The organism is Pseudomonas guariconensis (genome assembly GCF_900102675.1).
Lineage (GTDB): Bacteria > Pseudomonadota > Gammaproteobacteria > Pseudomonadales > Pseudomonadaceae > Aquipseudomonas > Aquipseudomonas guariconensis.
In genome coordinates this window covers 1-17,192 of sequence record NZ_FMYX01000013.1, presented here as the reverse complement: position 1 = coordinate 17,192, position 17,192 = coordinate 1, and the positions used below count along the sequence as shown (strand labels likewise).

The following is a 17,192-nucleotide window of genomic DNA, read 5'->3' as shown; positions in this document are numbered from 1 at the left end:
CCCCCATGCTCCGCTTCGTCCTCACCCTGCTGTTGGCCTGCGCCTTGCCGGCCCTGGCCCAGGCCGACAACGGCAAGCCCCTGCGCATCGGCATCACCCTGCACCCCTACTACAGCTATGTGACCAATATCGTCGGCGACAAGGCCGAGGTGGTACCGCTGATTCCGGCAGGCTTCAACCCCCATGCCTACGAGCCGCGGGCCGAAGACATCAAGCGCATCGGCACCCTGGATGTGATCGTGCTCAACGGTGTGGGCCACGATGACTTTGCCGACCGCATGATCGCCGCCAGCGAAAAACCCGACATCAAGACCATCGAGTCCAACGCCAACGTGCCGCTGCTGGCCGCCACCGGGATCGCCGCCCGGGGCGCGGGCAAGGTGGTCAACCCGCACACTTTCCTGTCGATCAGCGCGACCATCGCCCAGGTCAACAACATCGCCCGCGAGCTGGGCAAGCTCGACCCGGACAACGCCAAGGCCTACACCCAGAACGCCCGCGCCTACGCCAAGCGCCTGCGCACGCTGCGCGCCGAGGCCCTGGCCCAGGTCACCCAGGCACCGGACGCCACCTTGCGCGTAGCCACCATCCACGCCGCCTACGACTACCTGGTGCGCGACTTCGGTCTGGAAGTCACCGCCGTGGTCGAGCCGGCCCATGGCATCGAGCCGAGCCCGGCGCAGCTCAAGAAGACCATCGACCAGCTCAAGGCCTTGGATGTGCAGGTGATCTTCTCGGAGATGGACTTCCCGTCAGCCTATGTCGACACCATCCAGCGCGAAGCGGGCGTGCGCATCTACCCGCTGACCCACATCTCCTACGGCGAGTACACCCAGGACAAGTACGAGGTGGAGATGAAGCGCAACCTGGACACCGTGGTACGCGCCATCCAGGAGACCCGCACATGACCGCAGCCGCCCACCTCGGCGCCGCCTGCGGGCCGCGCATCGAGTTCGCCGGCATCGACCTGACCCTGGGGCGTACGCGCATTCTCGAAAACGTGGCCTTCAGCGTCGCCGCCGGCAGCGTGCATGCCATCGTCGGCCCCAATGGCGGCGGCAAGAGTTCGTTGATCAAGACCTTGCTTGGGCAGATGCCGCACCAGGGCCAGTTGACCCTGCACTGGCCGACCGAGCGCGAAGTGATCGGCTACGTGCCCCAGGCTCTGGAGTTCGACCGGGGCCTGCCGATGACCGTGGACGATTTCATGGCCGCCCTGTGCCAGCGTCGCCCGGCCTTCCTGGGCCTGGCCGGTCGCGAGCGGCCAGCCATCGACGCGGCCCTGGCGCGGGTCGGCATGCTCGAGAAACGCAAACGGCGCATGGGCGCCCTCTCCGGGGGCGAACGCCAGCGCGTGCTGCTGGCCCAAGGGCTGATCCCCGAACCTCAGCTGCTGGTACTCGACGAACCCATGTCGGCCCTGGACGAAGCCGGTATCCAGGTGTTCGAGCAACTGCTCACGGCCTGGCGCCAGGCGGGTACCACGGTGCTGTGGATCGAGCACGACCTTGAAGCCGTGTTGCGCCTGGCCGACCGGGTCACCGGTCTGAACCGCCAGGTGCTGTTCGACGCCCCACCCGCCCAGGCCCTCACACCGCAGCGCCTGCTTGGCCTGTTCAGCGTTCACCCTCGCAGCGGGAGCCTTGCCTGATGAGCTATGACGCCTTCCGCCAGTTGGTCCAGGCCTGGGCCACCGCTGGCTACCTGCCCGAGGCCCTGGCCTACGGGTTCGTGATCAACGCCCTGCTCGCAGGCCTTATGATCGGCCCGGTGCTGGGCGGGCTGGGCACCCTGGTGGTGGTCAAGCGCTTTGCCTTCTTTTCCGAGGCGGTCGGCCACGCGGCGCTCACCGGCGTGGCCATCGGCATCCTGCTGGGCGAGCCCTACACCGGGCCCTATGGCAGCCTGTTCGGCTACTGCCTGCTGTTTGGCCTGCTGCTCAATTTCTTGCGCAACCGCACCGGGCTCTCGCCGGACACGTTGATCGGCGTGTTCCTCTCGGTGTCCCTGGCGCTGGGCGCGAGCTTGCTGCTGATGCTGGCCGGCAAGATCAACGTACACATTCTGGAGAACGTGTTGTTCGGCTCGGTGCTCACCGTCAGCGCCCAGGACCTGGTGGTGCTGGGCATCGTCGCGCTCCTGGTCCTGGCCCTGGCCCTGCCGCTCTACAACCGCATCATGCTGGCCAGCTTCAACCCGCAACTGGCGGCGGTACGCGGGGTGGCGGTCAAGACCCTGGACTACCTGTTCGTGGTGCTGGTGACGCTGGTCACCGTGGCCTCGGTGAAGGTGATCGGGGCGATCCTGGTGGGCGCCCTGCTGGTGATTCCAGCGGCGGCGGCCCGGCTGGTCAGCCAGTCGCTCAAGGGGTTTTTCTTCCTGTCGGTGATCATCGCCACCCTGAGCACCCTGCTCGGCATCTTGCTGCCGATCGTCTTCGACCTGCCTGTGCCCTCGGGCGCGGCGATCATCCTGGTGGCCGGCGCGTGCTTCGCCCTCGCCGCCCTGGCCCGCGCCCTCGTCCCCCGCCTGCAAGGAAACCCGGCATGACCCTCTCCCTCAAGCACCTGACGCTGGCCCTCGCCCTGGCCGGCGTGCCCACGCTCTCCTACAGCACCGAAGTACTCACCACGTTACCGGTCACCCACAGCCTGGCGCAGGCTCTGCTCGACGGCACCTCGGTGCAGCTCAAGCGCGCAGCACCGGCCAACTTGCCAGCCACGCGCCAGCCGTCGTACTTCAGCGGCAGGGGCGGCGCCAGTCTGCACAAGGCGGCGCAACAGGCCGACGCGGTGATCGGCGTGCGCTCGATCTGGCGCGACGACCCGCTCTACCCCATGGCCCGGCGCAGCAACATCCGTATCGTCGAGATCGATGCGGCGCGGCCGGTCGATGGTGCGCTGCCGGGCATCGCGGTCACAGGTGAAGACGCCTTCATCGCCTACCCTTGGCTCAACCCGACCAACCTCGGGCGCATGGCCGACGTGGTGGCCAATGACCTGGAGCGCCTGTCGCCGGCGGACAAAGCAAAGATCCAGGCCAACCTCGCCAGCCTCAAGCGTCAGTTGCTGAGCCTGGCCGCCGAGGCCCAGACACAGTTGGCCGAGGTCGATAACCTGAGCGTGGTGAGTTTGTCCGACCGCCTGGGTTACCTGGCCAGCGGTCTGAACCTGGATGTAGTGGAGCAACCGGTGCCCGCCCAGGACACCTGGCACGAGGCCGACCTCAAGGCCTTGGGCGACACCCTCAAGGCCCAGGACGTGGCCCTGGTGCTGCACCACCGCCAGCCCGCCCCTCCGGTGGCCGAGGCGATCAAGGCCGCGGGCGCCCGGTTGCTGGTGCTCGACAGCGACCCGGACGACACCGTCGGTGGCCTCAAGGCCAGCGTCGAGCAGGTGGTGGCCGCGTTGCGCCAAGGCTGAGCCGGCCCTTGCCGTGCGCGGCTGCGAACTTGTAACGTGCGCTCATTCCAGCCCGGAGCCGCCTGCGTGTCCCTCAAAGCCCTGCGCACCCTGGTGACCATCGCCCGCCACGGTACCTTCGCCCGCGCCGCCGATCTGCTCAGCCTGACGCCCTCGGCGGTGAGCCTGCACATCAAGACCCTCGAGGACGAACTGCAGGTCCCGCTGTTCGACCGCAGCCGGCGTCAGGTGGTACTGACCGAGGCCGGGCAACTGGCCGTGGCCCGCGCCGAAAGCATCCTGGCCGCCTATGACGAGCTGGCCGATGCCCTGGCCAATGGCCCGAGCCTGCGGGGGCGCCTGCGCCTCGGGGCGATCCACACAGTGCTGGCCCGGCGCCTGCCCAAGGCGCTGGTGTGGATCAAGGCCCATCATCCGCAGCTGCACATCAGCGTTTTTTCCGGCATGTCAGCTGAGCTGGCCCGGCGCGTGGAGGACGGCGAGCTGGATGCGGCGATCACCACCGAGCCAGTGCCACCCTACCCTCAGAGCCTGAACCACACCCCGCTGTTCGAAGACCGCTTCTGGGCCATCGCCAGCCCCGAGCTCGCTGGCCAAAGCCTGCCCGAGCTGCTCGCCAGCCAGCCCTTCTTGCGTTTTGACAAGCGCGCCTGGGCCGGGCGGCAGATCGAACAGGAGCTGCGCCGCCAGCACTTGCAAGTGCACGAACAGATGGAGCTGGACAGCCAGGAGGCGCTCGCGCGCATGGCGGCCATGGGGCTTGGGGTCGCGATCATCCCCATGGCCGACGACGACCTCGAACGCCTGCCCCCGGCCATCCGCCTGCCGTTCGGCGAGCCGCAGCTAGTCCGCCGGGTGGTGTTGCTCGAACATGAGAAGAGCCAGCGGCGGCACCTGAGCGCCGTGCTCAAGACCGCGTTGGAGGCCTGCGATGGGCCGCGCAGCGGCCCCCTGCCGGAATCGCGCCTTGAATCGCCTGCCCTAGGCCGGTAACCTGTGCGCGCTGCTGTCAATCCAGCAGCCGGGTTTGGTAGCCCGCGATCAATCAAGGCGCACAAGCGCCCGCTCTGCGTTTCAGCTGGCGCTTTTTTAGTGCCTGGCTGTTTCGTGTCATGGCGGCTGTGCGTAGGGCGCACTCGTGCGCGCCGGTTTCCTTGATTCCCGGTCTACCAACCTGCGTACAGCCGTCACCATTCGTTTGGTAGCGAATTGTGGCGGCTCCATTGAATCAAGGAGCGACACAATGACGAAAGCCATCCCGGACCCACCCCACCGCAGCACCACGGCTCCCGCCGCATTCGGCAGCTGCGAACACAGCCACCCTCCCCTGTTCAGCGTCTGCGCTGGCGTCGAACTCGAAGACGCCCTGGTCCATCTCAGTTCCCTGCTCAAAGGCGCCTGCGCCAGCAACCTCAAAGCCTTGCAAATAACCGACGGCACCTGCCATGACCTGCTGCTGGGCAATGACCATGCACTGGAGGCCGGCAAGGCATTGGTGGAGGCGCTGCTGGATGGGCTGGAGAGACAGCAGGTGACAAAGACCATCGACTAGCCATGGCTGTGACTGCGCGAGACGTGACCGTCTGACCGTGCAGTTTTCCTCAAGGGTCACTGCAGAAAACAACGTTTTTTTATGCTGACTGGCGCGGCTAGTCTGTGCCGTAACCCGACACGGACTGCCGCCATGCTCCCTCTGCTCCTGACTACCCTGCTCCCCATCATCTTGCTGATCGCCTTGGGCACCGTGCTGCGGGTGCGGGGGGTTCTGGGCGAGACGTTCTGGCCCGGTGCCGAGCGTCTGAGCTACTACGTGCTGCTGCCCGCTTTGTTTCTGCATGGCCTGGCCACGGCCAACCTGGACGGCGTGCCAGTGTTGGGCATGGTCGGCGTGTTGATGCTTTCGACCGTGCTCGGCGCGCTGCTGCTGGTGCTCTACCAGGGCGCGGTCAACCACGACGGCGCTGACTTCACCTCGGTGTTCCAGGGAGGCGTGCGCTTCAACAACTACATCGGTGCCACCCTCGCCGCAGGTCTTTACGGCAGTGCCGGCATCGCTCTGGCGGCGGTGGCCAACGCTGCCATCGTGCCGTTGGTGAACCTGCTGTGTGTGCTGGTGTTCGCCCGTTTCAGCGCCCGGCACAGCTCACCAATCACGGTGCTGCGGGCGATCTTCGCCAACCCGTTGATCGTCGGCTGCGCCGGCGGCCTGCTGTTGCGGGTGACCGGGCTGGGCCTGCCGCCTGGGCTCGAGCCCACGGTCAAGGCCCTGGGCCAGGCCGCCCTGCCCCTGGGGTTGTTGTGCGTGGGCGCAGCGCTGGGCGGCGCTCGCCTGGGCCGGCAGGTGCGGCCCTTGGTGGCGGCCTCGGCGTTCAAGTTCCTGGTGATGCCACTGACCACCTGGGGCCTGTGCCGACTGTTGGGCCTGGGCGGTCAGGCGGCGGTGGTGGCCGTGCTGTTCCAGGCCCTGCCGACCGCGTCGTCGTCCTATGTGATGGCCAGACAGATGGGCGGCAACGCACCGCTGATGGCCACGATCATCGCCCTGCAGACCGTCGCTGCCGCCGTCACCCTGCCACTGGTGCTGAGCCTGGCGCTGAGTTGAATCCGCTTGGCTAGACTGTGATTCACCTCACCTCGCGGAAAACTCGACCATGCGCACCTCGTCGCTGGTGTTCGGCCTGACCCTGGCCCTGCTCGCAGGCCCGCTGCACGCAGCCGACAGCCCCAAGGCCGCCGTGGCCGAGGACAAGGCGCAAGTGCTGGAAGAGAAAGTGGTCGATGACGCGCCACCGCCCAAGAAGAAAGAAACCCTCACGCCCGGTGAAGTGAAAGCGGTCGACCCCGCCGGCCAGGCGCCGTTGGATGACAGCATCACCTGCCTTGCGCGCACCATCTATTGGGAATCGAAAGGCGCCAACGCCCAGGACATGAGCGCCGTGGCCAGTGTGGTGCTCAACCGTCTGGGCCACGAAGGCTTCCCCGATACGATTTGCGGGGTGGTCAAGCAAGGGGTGGAAACCAAGGCCTGCCAGTTTTCCTGGTGGTGCGATGGGCGACCTGATCAGGTCGAGGAGGAGCAGCGCTATGCCGTGGCCAAAGAAATCGCCCGCAAGGCCCTGAACCAGCAGTTGAAGGACCCCACGGGCGGCGCGCTGTATTTCCATGACCGCACGGTGCGGCCGCAGTGGGCCAAGGCCTATCGCAAGACGGCCGAGACCACGCATTTCTTGTTTTACAGGCCTAATCAGGCGTTGGCGCGATAAAGGCGACGGGCACGTTACATGCAACGCCAGGGCTCTTCTCGTACTTTCCCTGAAACCCCATTGCATGTACCAGTTACCACATTCTCTTGAATATAAAACAATAGCCGCACCAACCTCACTATCTGGCGAGATTGGCTCCCCATAAATCATTCTGGAAACCGAAGATGACCAACACCCCGCCTAAAGTTGACAGCAACGACGTTAGTAAAATTGATTATACATTTACACCCACCGAACTATCCATATCCTACACACCTAATAGCGACAGCACTTATCTACGACTGAACACCAACGAAGGACAACTCCTAGAAATCAAGGTACCCGAAGCTCTCGCGCCGGCAGCATTCAGTGCTGCCCAAATAGCGAATGGCGGCCCGATCGCGCCTAGCGATAAAGTTACCATAATCACCCAATTTGACTCTAACGCCAATACTTATACCAGCAAGCGCATTTACATAGGCCCTATTTAACCGCAATAGCGCCTGAATGATGATCATCTACGCCCCCTAAACTCAAGCCTATTACCACATAAATAAGTCAGCGCCCACGGATTCGAAGGTCATCACGGCATATCGGACTTGTGGGCGCTGTGCTTTGCTTAATACCAGGATGGCGCGAACCTTACACCGCTGCACCGGCAGCCCTTGAATTGAAGGCTATGCCCCCTCCGCTTCAGCGTTGACTCCAGCCACACATCTTTATCACATAGCTTTTTCAGTTATCGGGCGCACGACACCTGCCCATATTGCTAGTTACCCAAATTATCGATAGTTAGAATAATGACAACTCCGGATTGCTTACACAGCAGACTGGACCTATCACTATTTGGAAACCTATCGTGAACAACTCTACACTGAACGCCAGCAACATAAAGAAAGAAGAAGTCATCCCCTATCACCCACTCATGGACTTTGGAGATATTTTCGTCAAGGAAATTTCAATCTCATACGCACCCAACAGCGATGAAACCCACATAGCAGTCACTGGGAAAATTATTACCGACTTAGGTTACGGAGATGGTGAGTACGTAGGTGCGGTCATAGATGACTGCAGCCTACTTCTCAAAATACCCGAAGCACTAGTTCCTGCTGCATTCACCGCCGCACAGATATACAACGGCAACGGCCCAGTTGCACCTGATGAAACGGTGTATCTCAAGACCATGGAAGGCTCGCCCAACCGAATCGCCAAGCATGTTCTCATCGGCCCTCTGCCCTTCCCAGTTCCAGAAATGCCTTGACCCGCATGAAATAAACATGGCATGACACTTGAAACGCAATTGGCCTTCAAACCGATTGCCACATAAATAAATCAGCACCCACCGCTTCAGCTGCCTCCCGGCACGCCGAGACGGTGGGTGCTGTGCTTTGCCTTCCTGAGTTCCATGAATGGCCCTGGATTGTTTGCATAGCCTATGGCAACTAACCCCACCCCGACACATAACCCAGTCGTGCGTAGTCACCTGCGTCCTGCACGACCAAGTGGTGGATTGCGGTAGTGAGAAGGTGCATGCAACGCAATGGTATGTGGATCGAGCAATTGGTGTTCCAGGCCGGCCGCCGGGGTGTCCTGGGCCATGATCCAGGCGCAGTTCCAGTACTCAAGCCCTGGGTTTTCCGTCGACGGCTGCTTGCGCTGCGGATCGAAGATCAGGCCCAGCCAGCGGCGGGCTTCTCTGGTGGCGTCCAGCTCTCGGTCAACCATGGCGTGGCCGCATTGCCGTTGAGCAGGAAGGTGCCCGTCCAGAGACTGCTCTGATCAATAACGAGCTCCATTTTTGTGCTAGTCGCGGTTTCGGCGTGAACGGTGATGAAGTTGGCAGCGCTTTCCAGGGGTTGTTCGTCGACAGCGTCGATCTGCACGCTGAAACCCGCACCTTGACTCACCCCTTGCGCGTCGTACTCGGCCAGTGCTGCAGGCAGCTCGGCGGACTTCACCTCCTCGGAGTTTTCATACCATCCAAAGAAATTCCTCTTGAAGCTGGTCCCGAGCAGTTTCACCCCCGCCCCTTCTACAGGATGGATCAGCTTCACGACTTGGAACTGAGGCGCCTTGTTCATCATGCAACGGAATTCGACCGTGCCTGCAGGGGTGGTGTGCACCTGGGCGCGCATCCAGACACCCTCTGCGACTTTCAATACACGGGCTACGTACACTGCCACAGGCTTGACCACCTCGACCTGGGTCACCGTGCGATTCATGGTGTCTTCATCGAGCGAAAGGTCGTACAGATCAGGACGCCGCGTTTTCAACGTCACGGCTTTGAGCACATTCCCCTCCGGCTCCAGCTCTTTCTCCACGAAGGTCAGCAGGTCGATCAGGTAGGCCGCCGGCGAGGTAGTGGCATCCACCGCTTGCGGATGGGTGTGGTTGCCCCAGGACGGCGAGAACTGATTCTCGAACGTCGGGCCATTGCTCTGTGCTAGTGGGCCCTTGAGCTCGTCCGCTGCCCGGCGTGTCGCGGCGCTCAGACGGTTTTCCCGAAATACGCGCATCATCGCTGCCGTGGCCACGTCCAGGCGATCCTTGAGTCGCTGGGCTTGCTTCATACGCAAACCGCAAAAGCGCTGGACCAAGGCGGCAGGAGGTTTGCCCTGCAGGTCCAGGACTGTGTCCTGGGCCACTGCATGGGTACTTAAAGCGCTTTTGATGCCGGGTTCGGTTTCGAGGATTTGGTCAAGCAGGTTGGGTTCATGATCACTGTGGTCAGACATCTAGGGCTCCCTTGGCATACGAGCGATCCATCCCGATCTGGCCGTCTGACGGCACTGCCGGGCGTTTCGATGGATGCTATTCCTGCTGCCTTGGCGCCTGAACTCGCAGATCTGTAGGGCGTCTACCAGTTGACCTATGGGAAAAGTTGCCTCAAGCCCCTTCCCCAGAGCGTGCGCTCATCCCCTCCTCGTTCAAGTACGTGCGCAGGTGTTCGATGAACACCGCGATCTTGCGCGTCGCCCGCCGGGTACTCGGGTACACCGCCTGCAACTGCGCGCCCAGGGCTTTGCGATCGAACGCATAGTCGCCGAGAAACGCCTGCAGCCGCCCCGCGTGCAAATACGGCAGCACGCTCCAGTACGGGCAGGCAATCACCCCTTGCCCGGCCAGGCAGGCCTCGAGCAACAGCTCCAGGTTGTCGCTGCCCAGCCGCCCTTTGCGCTTGATGGCATGGCGCTCGCCATCCTTTTCCAGCACCCAGGAATCGCCCAATGCCGGGTGCCGATAGACCAGGCACTCGTGCGCGGCCAACTGCATCGGGTGCATTGGCGTGCCGTGACGGCGCAGGTACTCAGGGCTTGCGCACAGCACCACTCGGCTCTCGCCGATGGGCTGGGCGATCAGGCCCGGCAGATCACTCTGGCCCAGGCGCAAGGCCATGTCGTAGTGGCCGTCGAGCAGGTCGATGTACTGGTCGCTCAGATCCACCTGCAAGGACATCTGCGGATGCGCCTGCAAAAAGCGCGCGCAGGCGGCGTTGAGAAATGGCCGGCCAAACGACAGCGGCCCGGTGACGCGTAGCGTGCCTTTGAGGCTGTGCTGCAACTGGGCGATTTCCTCTTCGGTTTCGCGCATGCGCTCGAGGATGTCCCGGGCGTTTTCCAGGTACAAAAGGCCGGCCTCGGTCAACGCCATGCTGCGCGTGGTGCGCTCGAACAACCGCGCTCCGACCTCTGCCTCCAGGCGGCGGATCGACTTGGCCACCGCCGAGGGTGTCATGTCCCGCTGCTCGGCGGCCCGGCTGAAACTGCCGTACTCGGCACTGGCAACGAACAGTTGCAGGCTGAGGAACTTGTCCATGATCTAGTCCAGAAATTCCCAAGTGTTATGCCAGGCGATAACTAACTCGCCACAGCGAAGGCCTTTAACCTGTGCCGCAAGCCAAAGGTGACGGGAAAGACTGCCACAGCGCACCGCGCCCGCAAAGCCACCCTGGCTCCGGCACTTTGAACTCCTGGGCCGCAAAGCCCGGCACTGCCCCGCCGACAACAACAAGAACAAAGGACACCCTCGATGCATCGCACCCTCTCGCCCGCCCGGGCGTTGCTTCTCTGTGGACTCGCCGCTAGCCAGCACGGTTGGGCCGGCCAGCGTTTCGACCTCGATGGCTTGCAGGGCGAGCTCTCCATCGGTGCTGGCGCCGCCAACATCGTGAGCCGCGGCGTGAACTTCGGCGCCGGACGCATGGACCTGCGCGACGCCAGTAACGGCGGCACCCGCGTGGACTGGCAAGAGCTCTACATCAAGCCGGGAGTCACCCTCGGCTATGCGTTGGCGCCGGATGTGGAAGTGCTTGGCGGTGCGTCGGTGATCGGCGCCACCACCCAGGGCGACGGCGATGCCGGTGGCTACACCCGCAGCGCCGATGGCCGCTTCGCCCTCGAAGAGGCCTACGGCGGACTGCGCGTAGGCGACTGGCGCCTGACCGCAGGCCGGCAGAACTTCATGGTCGGCACGGGGTTCATCGTCGCCGACGGCAACCTCGACATGTTCGATGACGGCGCCTACTGGCTCGCCCCGCGCACCGCGTTTCGCGACTCGGCGCTGCTCGGCTATACCCACGACGTGCTCCAGGCCCAGGTCTTCAGCCTGCGCAGCGACAATCACCAAGGCGACTTTCGCCTCAACGGCATCAACCTCGATTACCGCCTGGCCGACCGCGTCACCCTCGGTGCCATGGCCATGGCGGTCGACTCCCTGGCCGGCCATGGCGAGAACCTGACTGCCCGCGATGGCATGCAGGTTTTCAATCTGCGTGCCCTGAACGGCCAGCTGCCAAGCCTGGATGCCCTGACCCTGCACGGTGAGTACGCCGCGCAACGCGGCAGCGGCGAAGGCATGCACTACCACGCCGACGCTTGGTACGCCCAGGCCGACTACCGGTTCGCGCACCTGCCGCTTACGCCGATCCTCAGCTATCGCCATGCGCGCTTCTCCGGTGACGACGCCCCCGGCGACCGCACCCAGAAAAGCTGGGACCCGCTGAGCAAGGGCTTCATCGACTGGAGCACCTGGTTGATCGGCGACGTGGTCGGCAACTACTTGCTGTTCAACAGCAACGAGCGGGTCAGCCAGTGGACCCTCAAGACCCACCTGAGCGATACCGTGACGCTGGGCGGCATCCATTACCAGTTCTCGCTGGACGAAAAGCACTTCAACGGCATGCCCGTGGACGATCGCCGCTTCGCCGACGAGAACGTGGTCTTTCTCGACTGGAACCCCACGCCCTACCTGCACACTTCGCTGGCCTACAACTGGGTCAAACCCCAGGGCGCAGCCAAGCAGGCGTTGGGCGACGACACCTTCCGCGCCCTGGAAATGTATTTCACCTACCTCTACTGAGGACCTGCCATGCAGACCGCCGAACTGATCATCACCCACGCCGACATCCGCACCCAGGATCCGCACCTGCCCAGGGCCGAGGCCATCGCCGTGCGCGACGGCCGCATCCTGGCCGTGGGCGACAACGCCACCATCGAACGCCTGGCCGATGCCGCCACCCGGCGCATCCATGCCCAAGGCAAGCTGATGCTGCCGGGGCTGCAGGATACCCACGTGCATTTCCAGCTCAGCAGCGCCGACCTCTACCACAACGCGGCGCTGTACGACGCCACCAGCGTCGAGGACCTGCTGGCGATCATCCGCGACTTCGCCCAGGCCAACCCGGACAAACCCTGGATCCGTGGTGTGGGCTTTTCTTCGGCGCGCTTCACCCCCGAGCAATTGACCAAAGAGCGGCTCGACAGCGTCACCGACGGCCGCCCGGCGCTGATGTTCGCCAGCGACTACCACAACGGTTGGGCCAACAGCGCCGCCTTCGCAGCGGCCGGCGTACGACCCGGCAGTCCGGAGCCGGACAACGGCAGCTACCTGCGCCTGGCCGATGGCAACCCAAAAGGCTGGCTGGTCGAGGACGCCATCTGGGCCATGGGCCGCATTGCCCCAGGCTACAGCGAGGCGGACTACCTCCAAGCCATGGCCCACTACAGCAAAGTATTCAACAGCCGCGGTATCACCGGCGTGCTCGATGCGATGGTCAGCCGCAACTACATGAAGAACTACCAGGCGTGCCTTGAGCGCGGTGACCTCACCCTGCGCGTGCGCGCCACCGCCAAGGTGTTCGCCCACAAGCCGCTGGATGAGCAACTGCGCGAGCTGATCGACCTGCGCAACACCTATCAGGGCGAGCGCGTGTCGCTGCATTCGGCCAAGTTCTTCCTTGATGGCGTGCTGGAGAACGGCACCGCCGTGTTGCTCGAACCGCGTTGCGACACGGGCGGCAATGCCGAACTGATGTTCACCCAGGCGCAGATCAACGAGTGCTTCGCCGCCTTCGACCGCGAGCGCTTCCAGTTGCACGTGCACAGCATCGGCGATGGCGCCACCCGTGCGGCCATCGACGGTATCGAACATGCCCGGCGCCAGAATGGCCCGTGGGACGCGCGCCACCAGATCGCCCATCTACAAGTGGTGGATCCGGCGGACATCCCACGCTTTCGCGAGCTGGGCATCCTGGCCAACTACCAGACCCTCTGGGCACAACCGAACCCCGACGCCGACCCGCTGGTCGATGCCATGCTTGGCGAGGCCCGTGCGCAATGGACCTACCCGATCGGTGAGTTCATCCGCCAGGGCGTGACCTGCATGGTCAGTAGCGACTGGGGCGTGACCACATTCGACCCGTTCCAGATCATCCAGTGCGCGGTCACCCGCCAGAACCCTGCCCACGGCCCCGACAGTCCGGCGCACACACCGCAGCACCGGATCAGCATCGACGAGGCGATCCGTGGCTACACCCTCAACGCCGCCCATGCCGCCTGGCGCGATGACAGCACCGGCAGCTTGAGCGTGGGTAAGTACGCCGACCTGATCCTGCTCGACCGCGACCTGTACAGCATCGCGCCCCATGAGATCGGCGCCACCGAGGTCCTGCTCACCCTCCTGGAAGGCCAGGAAGTCCACCGCCACGCAGGCTTCGTCGGCTGACCCGCACCTGCGCCGCCCCCTCCAACAACGACAAGAACCGGAGCTCACCATGGGCCTTGCCACCGAGAAACCTGTGAGCCTTGAGGGCGGCGCGACACTGCGGCGCACCCTGGGCATGAAAGACCTGCTCGCCTACGGGCTGGCCTACATTGCGCCGATGGCGCCTCTGACCACCTTCGGCTTCGTCTGGGAGGCCTCGGGCGGGCTGATCGCCCTGGCCTACCTGCTCGGCGCCCTGTGTATGTATTTCACCGCCCAGAGCTACGCCACCATGTCGGCCGAAGTGCCCTGCTCAGGCTCGGTCTACGGCTTTGCCCGGCACAGCCTGGGCGAGTTGCCGGGGTTCATCGCCGGCTGGCTGATTCTGCTCGATTACCTGCTGATTCCGGCGCTGGTGTTCCTGGTCATGGCGGTCGGCCTGCAAACGCTGGTGCCGGGCCTGGACCGCGCCAGTTGCCTGGTGGGCCTGGTGGTGGTTTCGCTGGCGGTGAACTGGTTCGGCGTATCGGTGACCACCCGCATCAGCCTGGTCTCGGTGGTCGTGCAGTTCGCGGTCATGCTGGGGCTGATCATGCTCGCGGTAAATGCTTTGGCCGACGGCAAAGGCGCCGGTGCGCTGACCTTGGCGCCGCTGTATGACGCCAACCAGCTCGAGTTGGGCAAGGTGTTCGCGGCCACCTCGATTTGCGTGCTGTCGTTCCTGGGCTTCGACGCCATCTCGACCCTTTCGGAGGAGGTCAAGGGTGGCGACCGGCGCCTGGTCGGGCGGGCCATTCTGGCGGTATTGCTGATCTGCGCGGTGCTGTTCGTCCTCAGCACCTGGGTGCTGGGCAACCTGATGCCGGGGTTGCGCATCGCGGATGCCTCCGGTGCGATCTATCAACTGCTGGCCGTGCAGATCAGCCCCTTCAGCGCCGTGGCGGTGGCTTGGCTGATCGCCTTGATGTGTGGGTTCACCAATGTGTTGCCGATGCAGGTGGGTGTGTCCCGGGTGTTGTTCGCCATGGGCCGCGATCGCCAGTTGCCGGGGTTGTTCGCCCGTCTGCACCGGCGCCATGGCACGCCTCACGTGGCGCTGCTGTTGTCGACCGCACTGTCGCTGGTGATCGCCATCGTGATGTGCGAGCGGATCGACAGTCTGGCGTCGTTCGTCAACTTCGGTGCGCTCTGTGCATTCGTGCTGCTGCACCTTTCGGTGCTGGTGAAACTGGGCATCCAAGGCCGTAGCCGGCGGTGGTTCGCCCACTGGCTGGTGCCCGTGGTGGGGATCGCCGTTGTACTGACGGTAATAGGTGGGATGAGCGCCGCGACCTTGGCGTTCGGGAGCCTGTGGCTGGCACTGGGCCTGGGCTATGGCCTCTACCTGCGTGGTCAAGGGCGCATGGCGCTACAGGTGTGACAGACAGGCGCGGCCAATGGAACTCCTGAGCACCGCCACCGCTCTTAACAACATGCAGTAAATCCCTTGGGCTTCACCTGGAGGTCTTGCCATGCGCCGTCTACTGCTCGTTCCTTCGTTCTTGCTCCTGCTCCCGGCAGGGGCTGCCCTGGCTGGTGTGGATGCGGGCGATGTCGCCACATCTGCGGGGGTCTCCGCCTCGCTGTACTCGACCTTCAAGGACGACAAACGGATCATCCCGGCCCGCGATGAGCTGTCGGCCTTCGTGGCCAGCGGCGGCGTCATTCGCGGTGCCTATGTGGAATCGGCGCTGGAGCAGGCCCGCAAGGACAACCCTGGGTTGCAGGCCAGTGACGAGGAACTGGCCAATGCGCTGCTTTCCCAGGATGATCCCTTGACTGATAACTGACGTCGACCTGCGTTCACTCGACGCTGCGTCAAACCAAGGGCCGCATTCCTGCGGCCCTTTTCGTTGAAGATGCGCAACACAACAATCCCGTTATTCAAGACCTCCATGCGATTACCCCTACAGATCCGCTCTTTTCGTTTTCGTAAATTCTGCCCCTGAAAGCCTCCTGACGCTGTTAGAAACTCGCAAATACTGCATTTCCAATCCATTGCGTTTGGCGGCCTCGTAACATCTATCGAAAAGATGGAAGTTGCTTTCAACCGCTTCGCCTTGGTGTTGGTTATTTCCTCTTTGTCACTTTTCCTCCAGTGCACCTAAAACTGTCCATTGCTTGCGAACGGGCAATGGCCGGGCGAATAAACAGCTCCATCGCGAAGTTACATTTCAGGCCTTCAGGGAATGATAACTTCATTGAAAAAGCACACGTTTTACGGCGGGCCGCCCTTCGCGACCCAGACCGTTGCCTGGCTCAACATCGGCGTCCAGGCGGTCCTTCCGTTGACCCTGGCATTGGCCACGCCTTCAGCCAGTGCCGCCCCCACCACTGAACCGGCCAAGCGATCACCCGCGCCTTCCCGTCTTCACACCTTCGCCATGGGTGACACCCTGGCCTCGATCGCCACCCAATACGCCGCCACCATCGCCACCCTGCGCAGCCTCAACCCCGGCCGCGACCTCGATACCCTCAAGCCCGGCGATCGCTTGGTCGTACCCTCGGCCGCCGCGCACCCGCTGCCGAAGCTGAACTCGCCCGACCCACAGGCCTCCACCGACGCCCAGGACGAACAGGCCCGCGAGCTCGCCGCCATGGCCAGCGGCACCGGCAACTTCCTCAGCAACAACCCTGACAGCGACGCCGCTGCCGCCATGGCCCGCGGTCTGGCCACCCGCGAGGCCAGCAGCCAGGCTCAGCAGTGGCTCAGCCGCTTCGGCACCGCCCGGGTGCAGATCGATGTGGACGACAAGTTCTCGCTGAAAAACTCCCAGGTCGAATTGCTCGCCCCGCTGCACGACACCCCCGAGCAGTTGCTGTTCACCCAAGGCAGCGTCCACCGCAAGGACGACCGCCAGCAGACCACCCTGGGCCTGGGCGTGCGCCGTTTCAACGACGGCTACATGCTCGGCGCCAATAGCTTTTTGGACTACGACCTGTCCCGCCAACACGCCCGTCTGGGCCTGGGGGTCGAGTACTGGTGCGACTTTCTCAAAGTCAACGCCAACAGCTACACCCGTCTGACCGGCTGGAAGGATTCGCCCGACGTCGAGGACTACCAGGAACGCCCGGCCAACGGCTGGGACCTGCGCACCGAGGCCTGGCTGCCGTCGATGCCGCAGCTCGGCGGCAAGCTCAGCTACGAGCAGTATTACGGCGATGAAGTCGGCCTGTTCGGCAAGGACAACCGCAAGAAAGACCCCAGCGCCGTCACCGTCGGTCTCACCTACACGCCCATCCCTTTGCTGACCCTCAGCGCCGACCAGCGCAAGGGCAACGGCGGCAACGAGACCACCGTCGGTGCCGAGTTCAGCTACCAGATCGGCGAGCCCTGGGCCAAGCAGGTCGACCCCGCCGGCGTCGGCGCCCTGCGCACCCTGGCTGGCAGCCGTTACGACCTGGTCGAACGCAACAACCACATCGTCCTCGAGTACCGCAAGAAGCAGGTCATCCAAATGGCCGCCGCCGCCCACGTCAGCGGCCAGGGCGGCGAGACCAAATCCCT

General features: G+C 63.8%; 18 protein-coding genes. 15 read left to right on the top strand and 3 right to left on the bottom strand.

Features of this window, described 5'->3' with window-relative positions; translation table 11 throughout:
• Nucleotides 1–5 precede the first annotated feature (5 nt).
• The 10 genes from BLS27_RS19535 to BLS27_RS19495 all read left to right on the top strand — a co-directional run bounded on the left by BLS27_RS19535 (nt 6) and on the right by BLS27_RS19495 (nt 7,925).
• Nucleotides 6–908, top strand: coding sequence for a metal ABC transporter substrate-binding protein (locus tag BLS27_RS19535; RefSeq protein WP_090346407.1), 903 nt, complete (start codon nt 6–8; stop codon nt 906–908).
• Nucleotides 905–1,651 (top strand): metal ABC transporter ATP-binding protein, encoded by a 747-nt coding sequence (locus BLS27_RS19530; RefSeq protein WP_090346404.1) that lies wholly within the window; start codon nt 905–907, stop codon nt 1,649–1,651. The genes BLS27_RS19535 and BLS27_RS19530 overlap by 4 nt, the downstream gene beginning before the upstream one ends.
• On the top strand, nt 1,651–2,550 hold the full coding sequence (locus BLS27_RS19525) for a metal ABC transporter permease (protein WP_070571313.1): 900 nt from the start codon (nt 1,651–1,653) through the stop codon (nt 2,548–2,550). The genes BLS27_RS19530 and BLS27_RS19525 overlap by 1 nt, the downstream gene beginning before the upstream one ends.
• Nucleotides 2,547–3,422, top strand: a complete 876-nt coding sequence (locus BLS27_RS19520) for a metal ABC transporter substrate-binding protein (RefSeq protein WP_090346401.1) — start codon at nt 2,547–2,549, stop codon at nt 3,420–3,422. The genes BLS27_RS19525 and BLS27_RS19520 overlap by 4 nt, the downstream gene beginning before the upstream one ends.
• 66 nt (nt 3,423–3,488) lie before the next feature.
• The gene (locus tag BLS27_RS19515) at nt 3,489–4,415 is read left to right on the top strand and encodes a LysR family transcriptional regulator (protein ID WP_241502446.1); all 927 of its coding nucleotides are present in this window, start codon (nt 3,489–3,491) and stop codon (nt 4,413–4,415) included.
• 250 nt (nt 4,416–4,665) lie between these two features.
• Entirely contained in the window at nt 4,666–4,974 is a 309-nt protein-coding gene (locus BLS27_RS19510) for a DUF3077 domain-containing protein (protein WP_238556633.1), read from the top strand.
• A 132-nt stretch (nt 4,975–5,106) separates the two neighbouring features.
• Nucleotides 5,107–6,024, top strand: a complete 918-nt coding sequence (locus BLS27_RS19505) for an AEC family transporter (protein ID WP_090346399.1) — start codon at nt 5,107–5,109, stop codon at nt 6,022–6,024.
• 49 nt (nt 6,025–6,073) lie between these two features.
• On the top strand, nt 6,074–6,685 hold the full coding sequence (locus BLS27_RS19500) for a cell wall hydrolase (RefSeq protein WP_090346396.1): 612 nt from the start codon (nt 6,074–6,076) through the stop codon (nt 6,683–6,685).
• 164 nt (nt 6,686–6,849) lie between these two features.
• Nucleotides 6,850–7,155, top strand: a complete 306-nt coding sequence (locus BLS27_RS23695; RefSeq protein WP_139205765.1) for a hypothetical protein — start codon at nt 6,850–6,852, stop codon at nt 7,153–7,155.
• Between the two features lie 368 nt (nt 7,156–7,523).
• Nucleotides 7,524–7,925: a hypothetical protein gene (locus BLS27_RS19495; protein ID WP_090346393.1), complete on the top strand. Its 402-nt coding sequence runs from the start codon at nt 7,524–7,526 to the stop codon at nt 7,923–7,925.
• Nucleotides 7,926–8,143: 218 nt separating this feature from the next.
• Here BLS27_RS19495 and BLS27_RS23690 read toward each other — a convergent pair whose 3' ends face one another.
• The 3 genes from BLS27_RS23690 to BLS27_RS19485 form a co-directional block, all read right to left on the bottom strand.
• Complete coding sequence (locus BLS27_RS23690) at nt 8,144–8,389, bottom strand: hypothetical protein (protein ID WP_139205764.1); 246 nt, start codon at nt 8,387–8,389, stop codon at nt 8,144–8,146.
• Complete coding sequence (locus tag BLS27_RS19490) at nt 8,335–9,399, bottom strand: Tc toxin subunit A (RefSeq protein WP_090346390.1); 1,065 nt, start codon at nt 9,397–9,399, stop codon at nt 8,335–8,337. Before BLS27_RS19490 ends, BLS27_RS23690 begins: the two co-directional genes overlap by 55 nt.
• Nucleotides 9,400–9,550: 151 nt before the next feature.
• Nucleotides 9,551–10,480, bottom strand: a complete 930-nt coding sequence (locus BLS27_RS19485; protein WP_090346387.1) for a LysR family transcriptional regulator — start codon at nt 10,478–10,480, stop codon at nt 9,551–9,553.
• Between the two features lie 213 nt (nt 10,481–10,693).
• Here BLS27_RS19485 and BLS27_RS19480 point away from each other — a divergent pair, with 213 nt between their 5' ends.
• The 5 genes from BLS27_RS19480 to BLS27_RS19460 form a co-directional block, all read left to right on the top strand.
• On the top strand, nt 10,694–12,022 hold the full coding sequence (locus BLS27_RS19480; RefSeq protein WP_090346384.1) for a hypothetical protein: 1,329 nt from the start codon (nt 10,694–10,696) through the stop codon (nt 12,020–12,022).
• Nucleotides 12,023–12,031: 9 nt separating this feature from the next.
• Nucleotides 12,032–13,666: an amidohydrolase gene (locus BLS27_RS19475; protein ID WP_090346381.1), complete on the top strand. Its 1,635-nt coding sequence runs from the start codon at nt 12,032–12,034 to the stop codon at nt 13,664–13,666.
• A 49-nt stretch (nt 13,667–13,715) separates the two neighbouring features.
• Nucleotides 13,716–15,065 carry an APC family permease gene (locus tag BLS27_RS19470; RefSeq protein ID WP_090346378.1) on the top strand — a complete coding sequence of 450 codons (1,350 nt, stop codon included), beginning with the start codon at nt 13,716–13,718 and terminating at the stop codon, nt 15,063–15,065.
• Between the two features lie 91 nt (nt 15,066–15,156).
• Nucleotides 15,157–15,474: a DUF2388 domain-containing protein gene (locus tag BLS27_RS19465; RefSeq protein WP_043215867.1), complete on the top strand. Its 318-nt coding sequence runs from the start codon at nt 15,157–15,159 to the stop codon at nt 15,472–15,474.
• Nucleotides 15,475–15,885: 411 nt separating this feature from the next.
• Nucleotides 15,886–17,192 (top strand): inverse autotransporter beta domain-containing protein (locus tag BLS27_RS19460; protein ID WP_208599423.1); only part of this gene is annotated, 1,307 nt, incomplete at its 3' end.

Coding starts and splice junctions, on each gene's coding strand:
- BLS27_RS19500 (WP_090346396.1), top strand. CDS start 6,074: ATGCGCACCTCGTCGCTGGTGTTCGGCCTGACCCTGGCCCTGCTCGCA.
- BLS27_RS19525 (WP_070571313.1), top strand. CDS start 1,651: ATGAGCTATGACGCCTTCCGCCAGTTGGTCCAGGCCTGGGCCACCGCT.
- BLS27_RS19480 (WP_090346384.1), top strand. CDS start 10,694: ATGCATCGCACCCTCTCGCCCGCCCGGGCGTTGCTTCTCTGTGGACTC.
- BLS27_RS23695 (WP_139205765.1), top strand. CDS start 6,850: ATGACCAACACCCCGCCTAAAGTTGACAGCAACGACGTTAGTAAAATT.
- BLS27_RS19530 (WP_090346404.1), top strand. CDS start 905: ATGACCGCAGCCGCCCACCTCGGCGCCGCCTGCGGGCCGCGCATCGAG.
- BLS27_RS19535 (WP_090346407.1), top strand. CDS start 6: ATGCTCCGCTTCGTCCTCACCCTGCTGTTGGCCTGCGCCTTGCCGGCC.
- BLS27_RS19465 (WP_043215867.1), top strand. CDS start 15,157: ATGCGCCGTCTACTGCTCGTTCCTTCGTTCTTGCTCCTGCTCCCGGCA.
- BLS27_RS19485 (WP_090346387.1), bottom strand. CDS start 10,480: ATGGACAAGTTCCTCAGCCTGCAACTGTTCGTTGCCAGTGCCGAGTAC.
- BLS27_RS19510 (WP_238556633.1), top strand. CDS start 4,666: ATGACGAAAGCCATCCCGGACCCACCCCACCGCAGCACCACGGCTCCC.
- BLS27_RS19470 (WP_090346378.1), top strand. CDS start 13,716: ATGGGCCTTGCCACCGAGAAACCTGTGAGCCTTGAGGGCGGCGCGACA.
- BLS27_RS19475 (WP_090346381.1), top strand. CDS start 12,032: ATGCAGACCGCCGAACTGATCATCACCCACGCCGACATCCGCACCCAG.
- BLS27_RS19520 (WP_090346401.1), top strand. CDS start 2,547: ATGACCCTCTCCCTCAAGCACCTGACGCTGGCCCTCGCCCTGGCCGGC.
- BLS27_RS23690 (WP_139205764.1), bottom strand. CDS start 8,389: ATGGTTGACCGAGAGCTGGACGCCACCAGAGAAGCCCGCCGCTGGCTG.
- BLS27_RS19505 (WP_090346399.1), top strand. CDS start 5,107: ATGCTCCCTCTGCTCCTGACTACCCTGCTCCCCATCATCTTGCTGATC.
- BLS27_RS19490 (WP_090346390.1), bottom strand. CDS start 9,399: ATGTCTGACCACAGTGATCATGAACCCAACCTGCTTGACCAAATCCTC.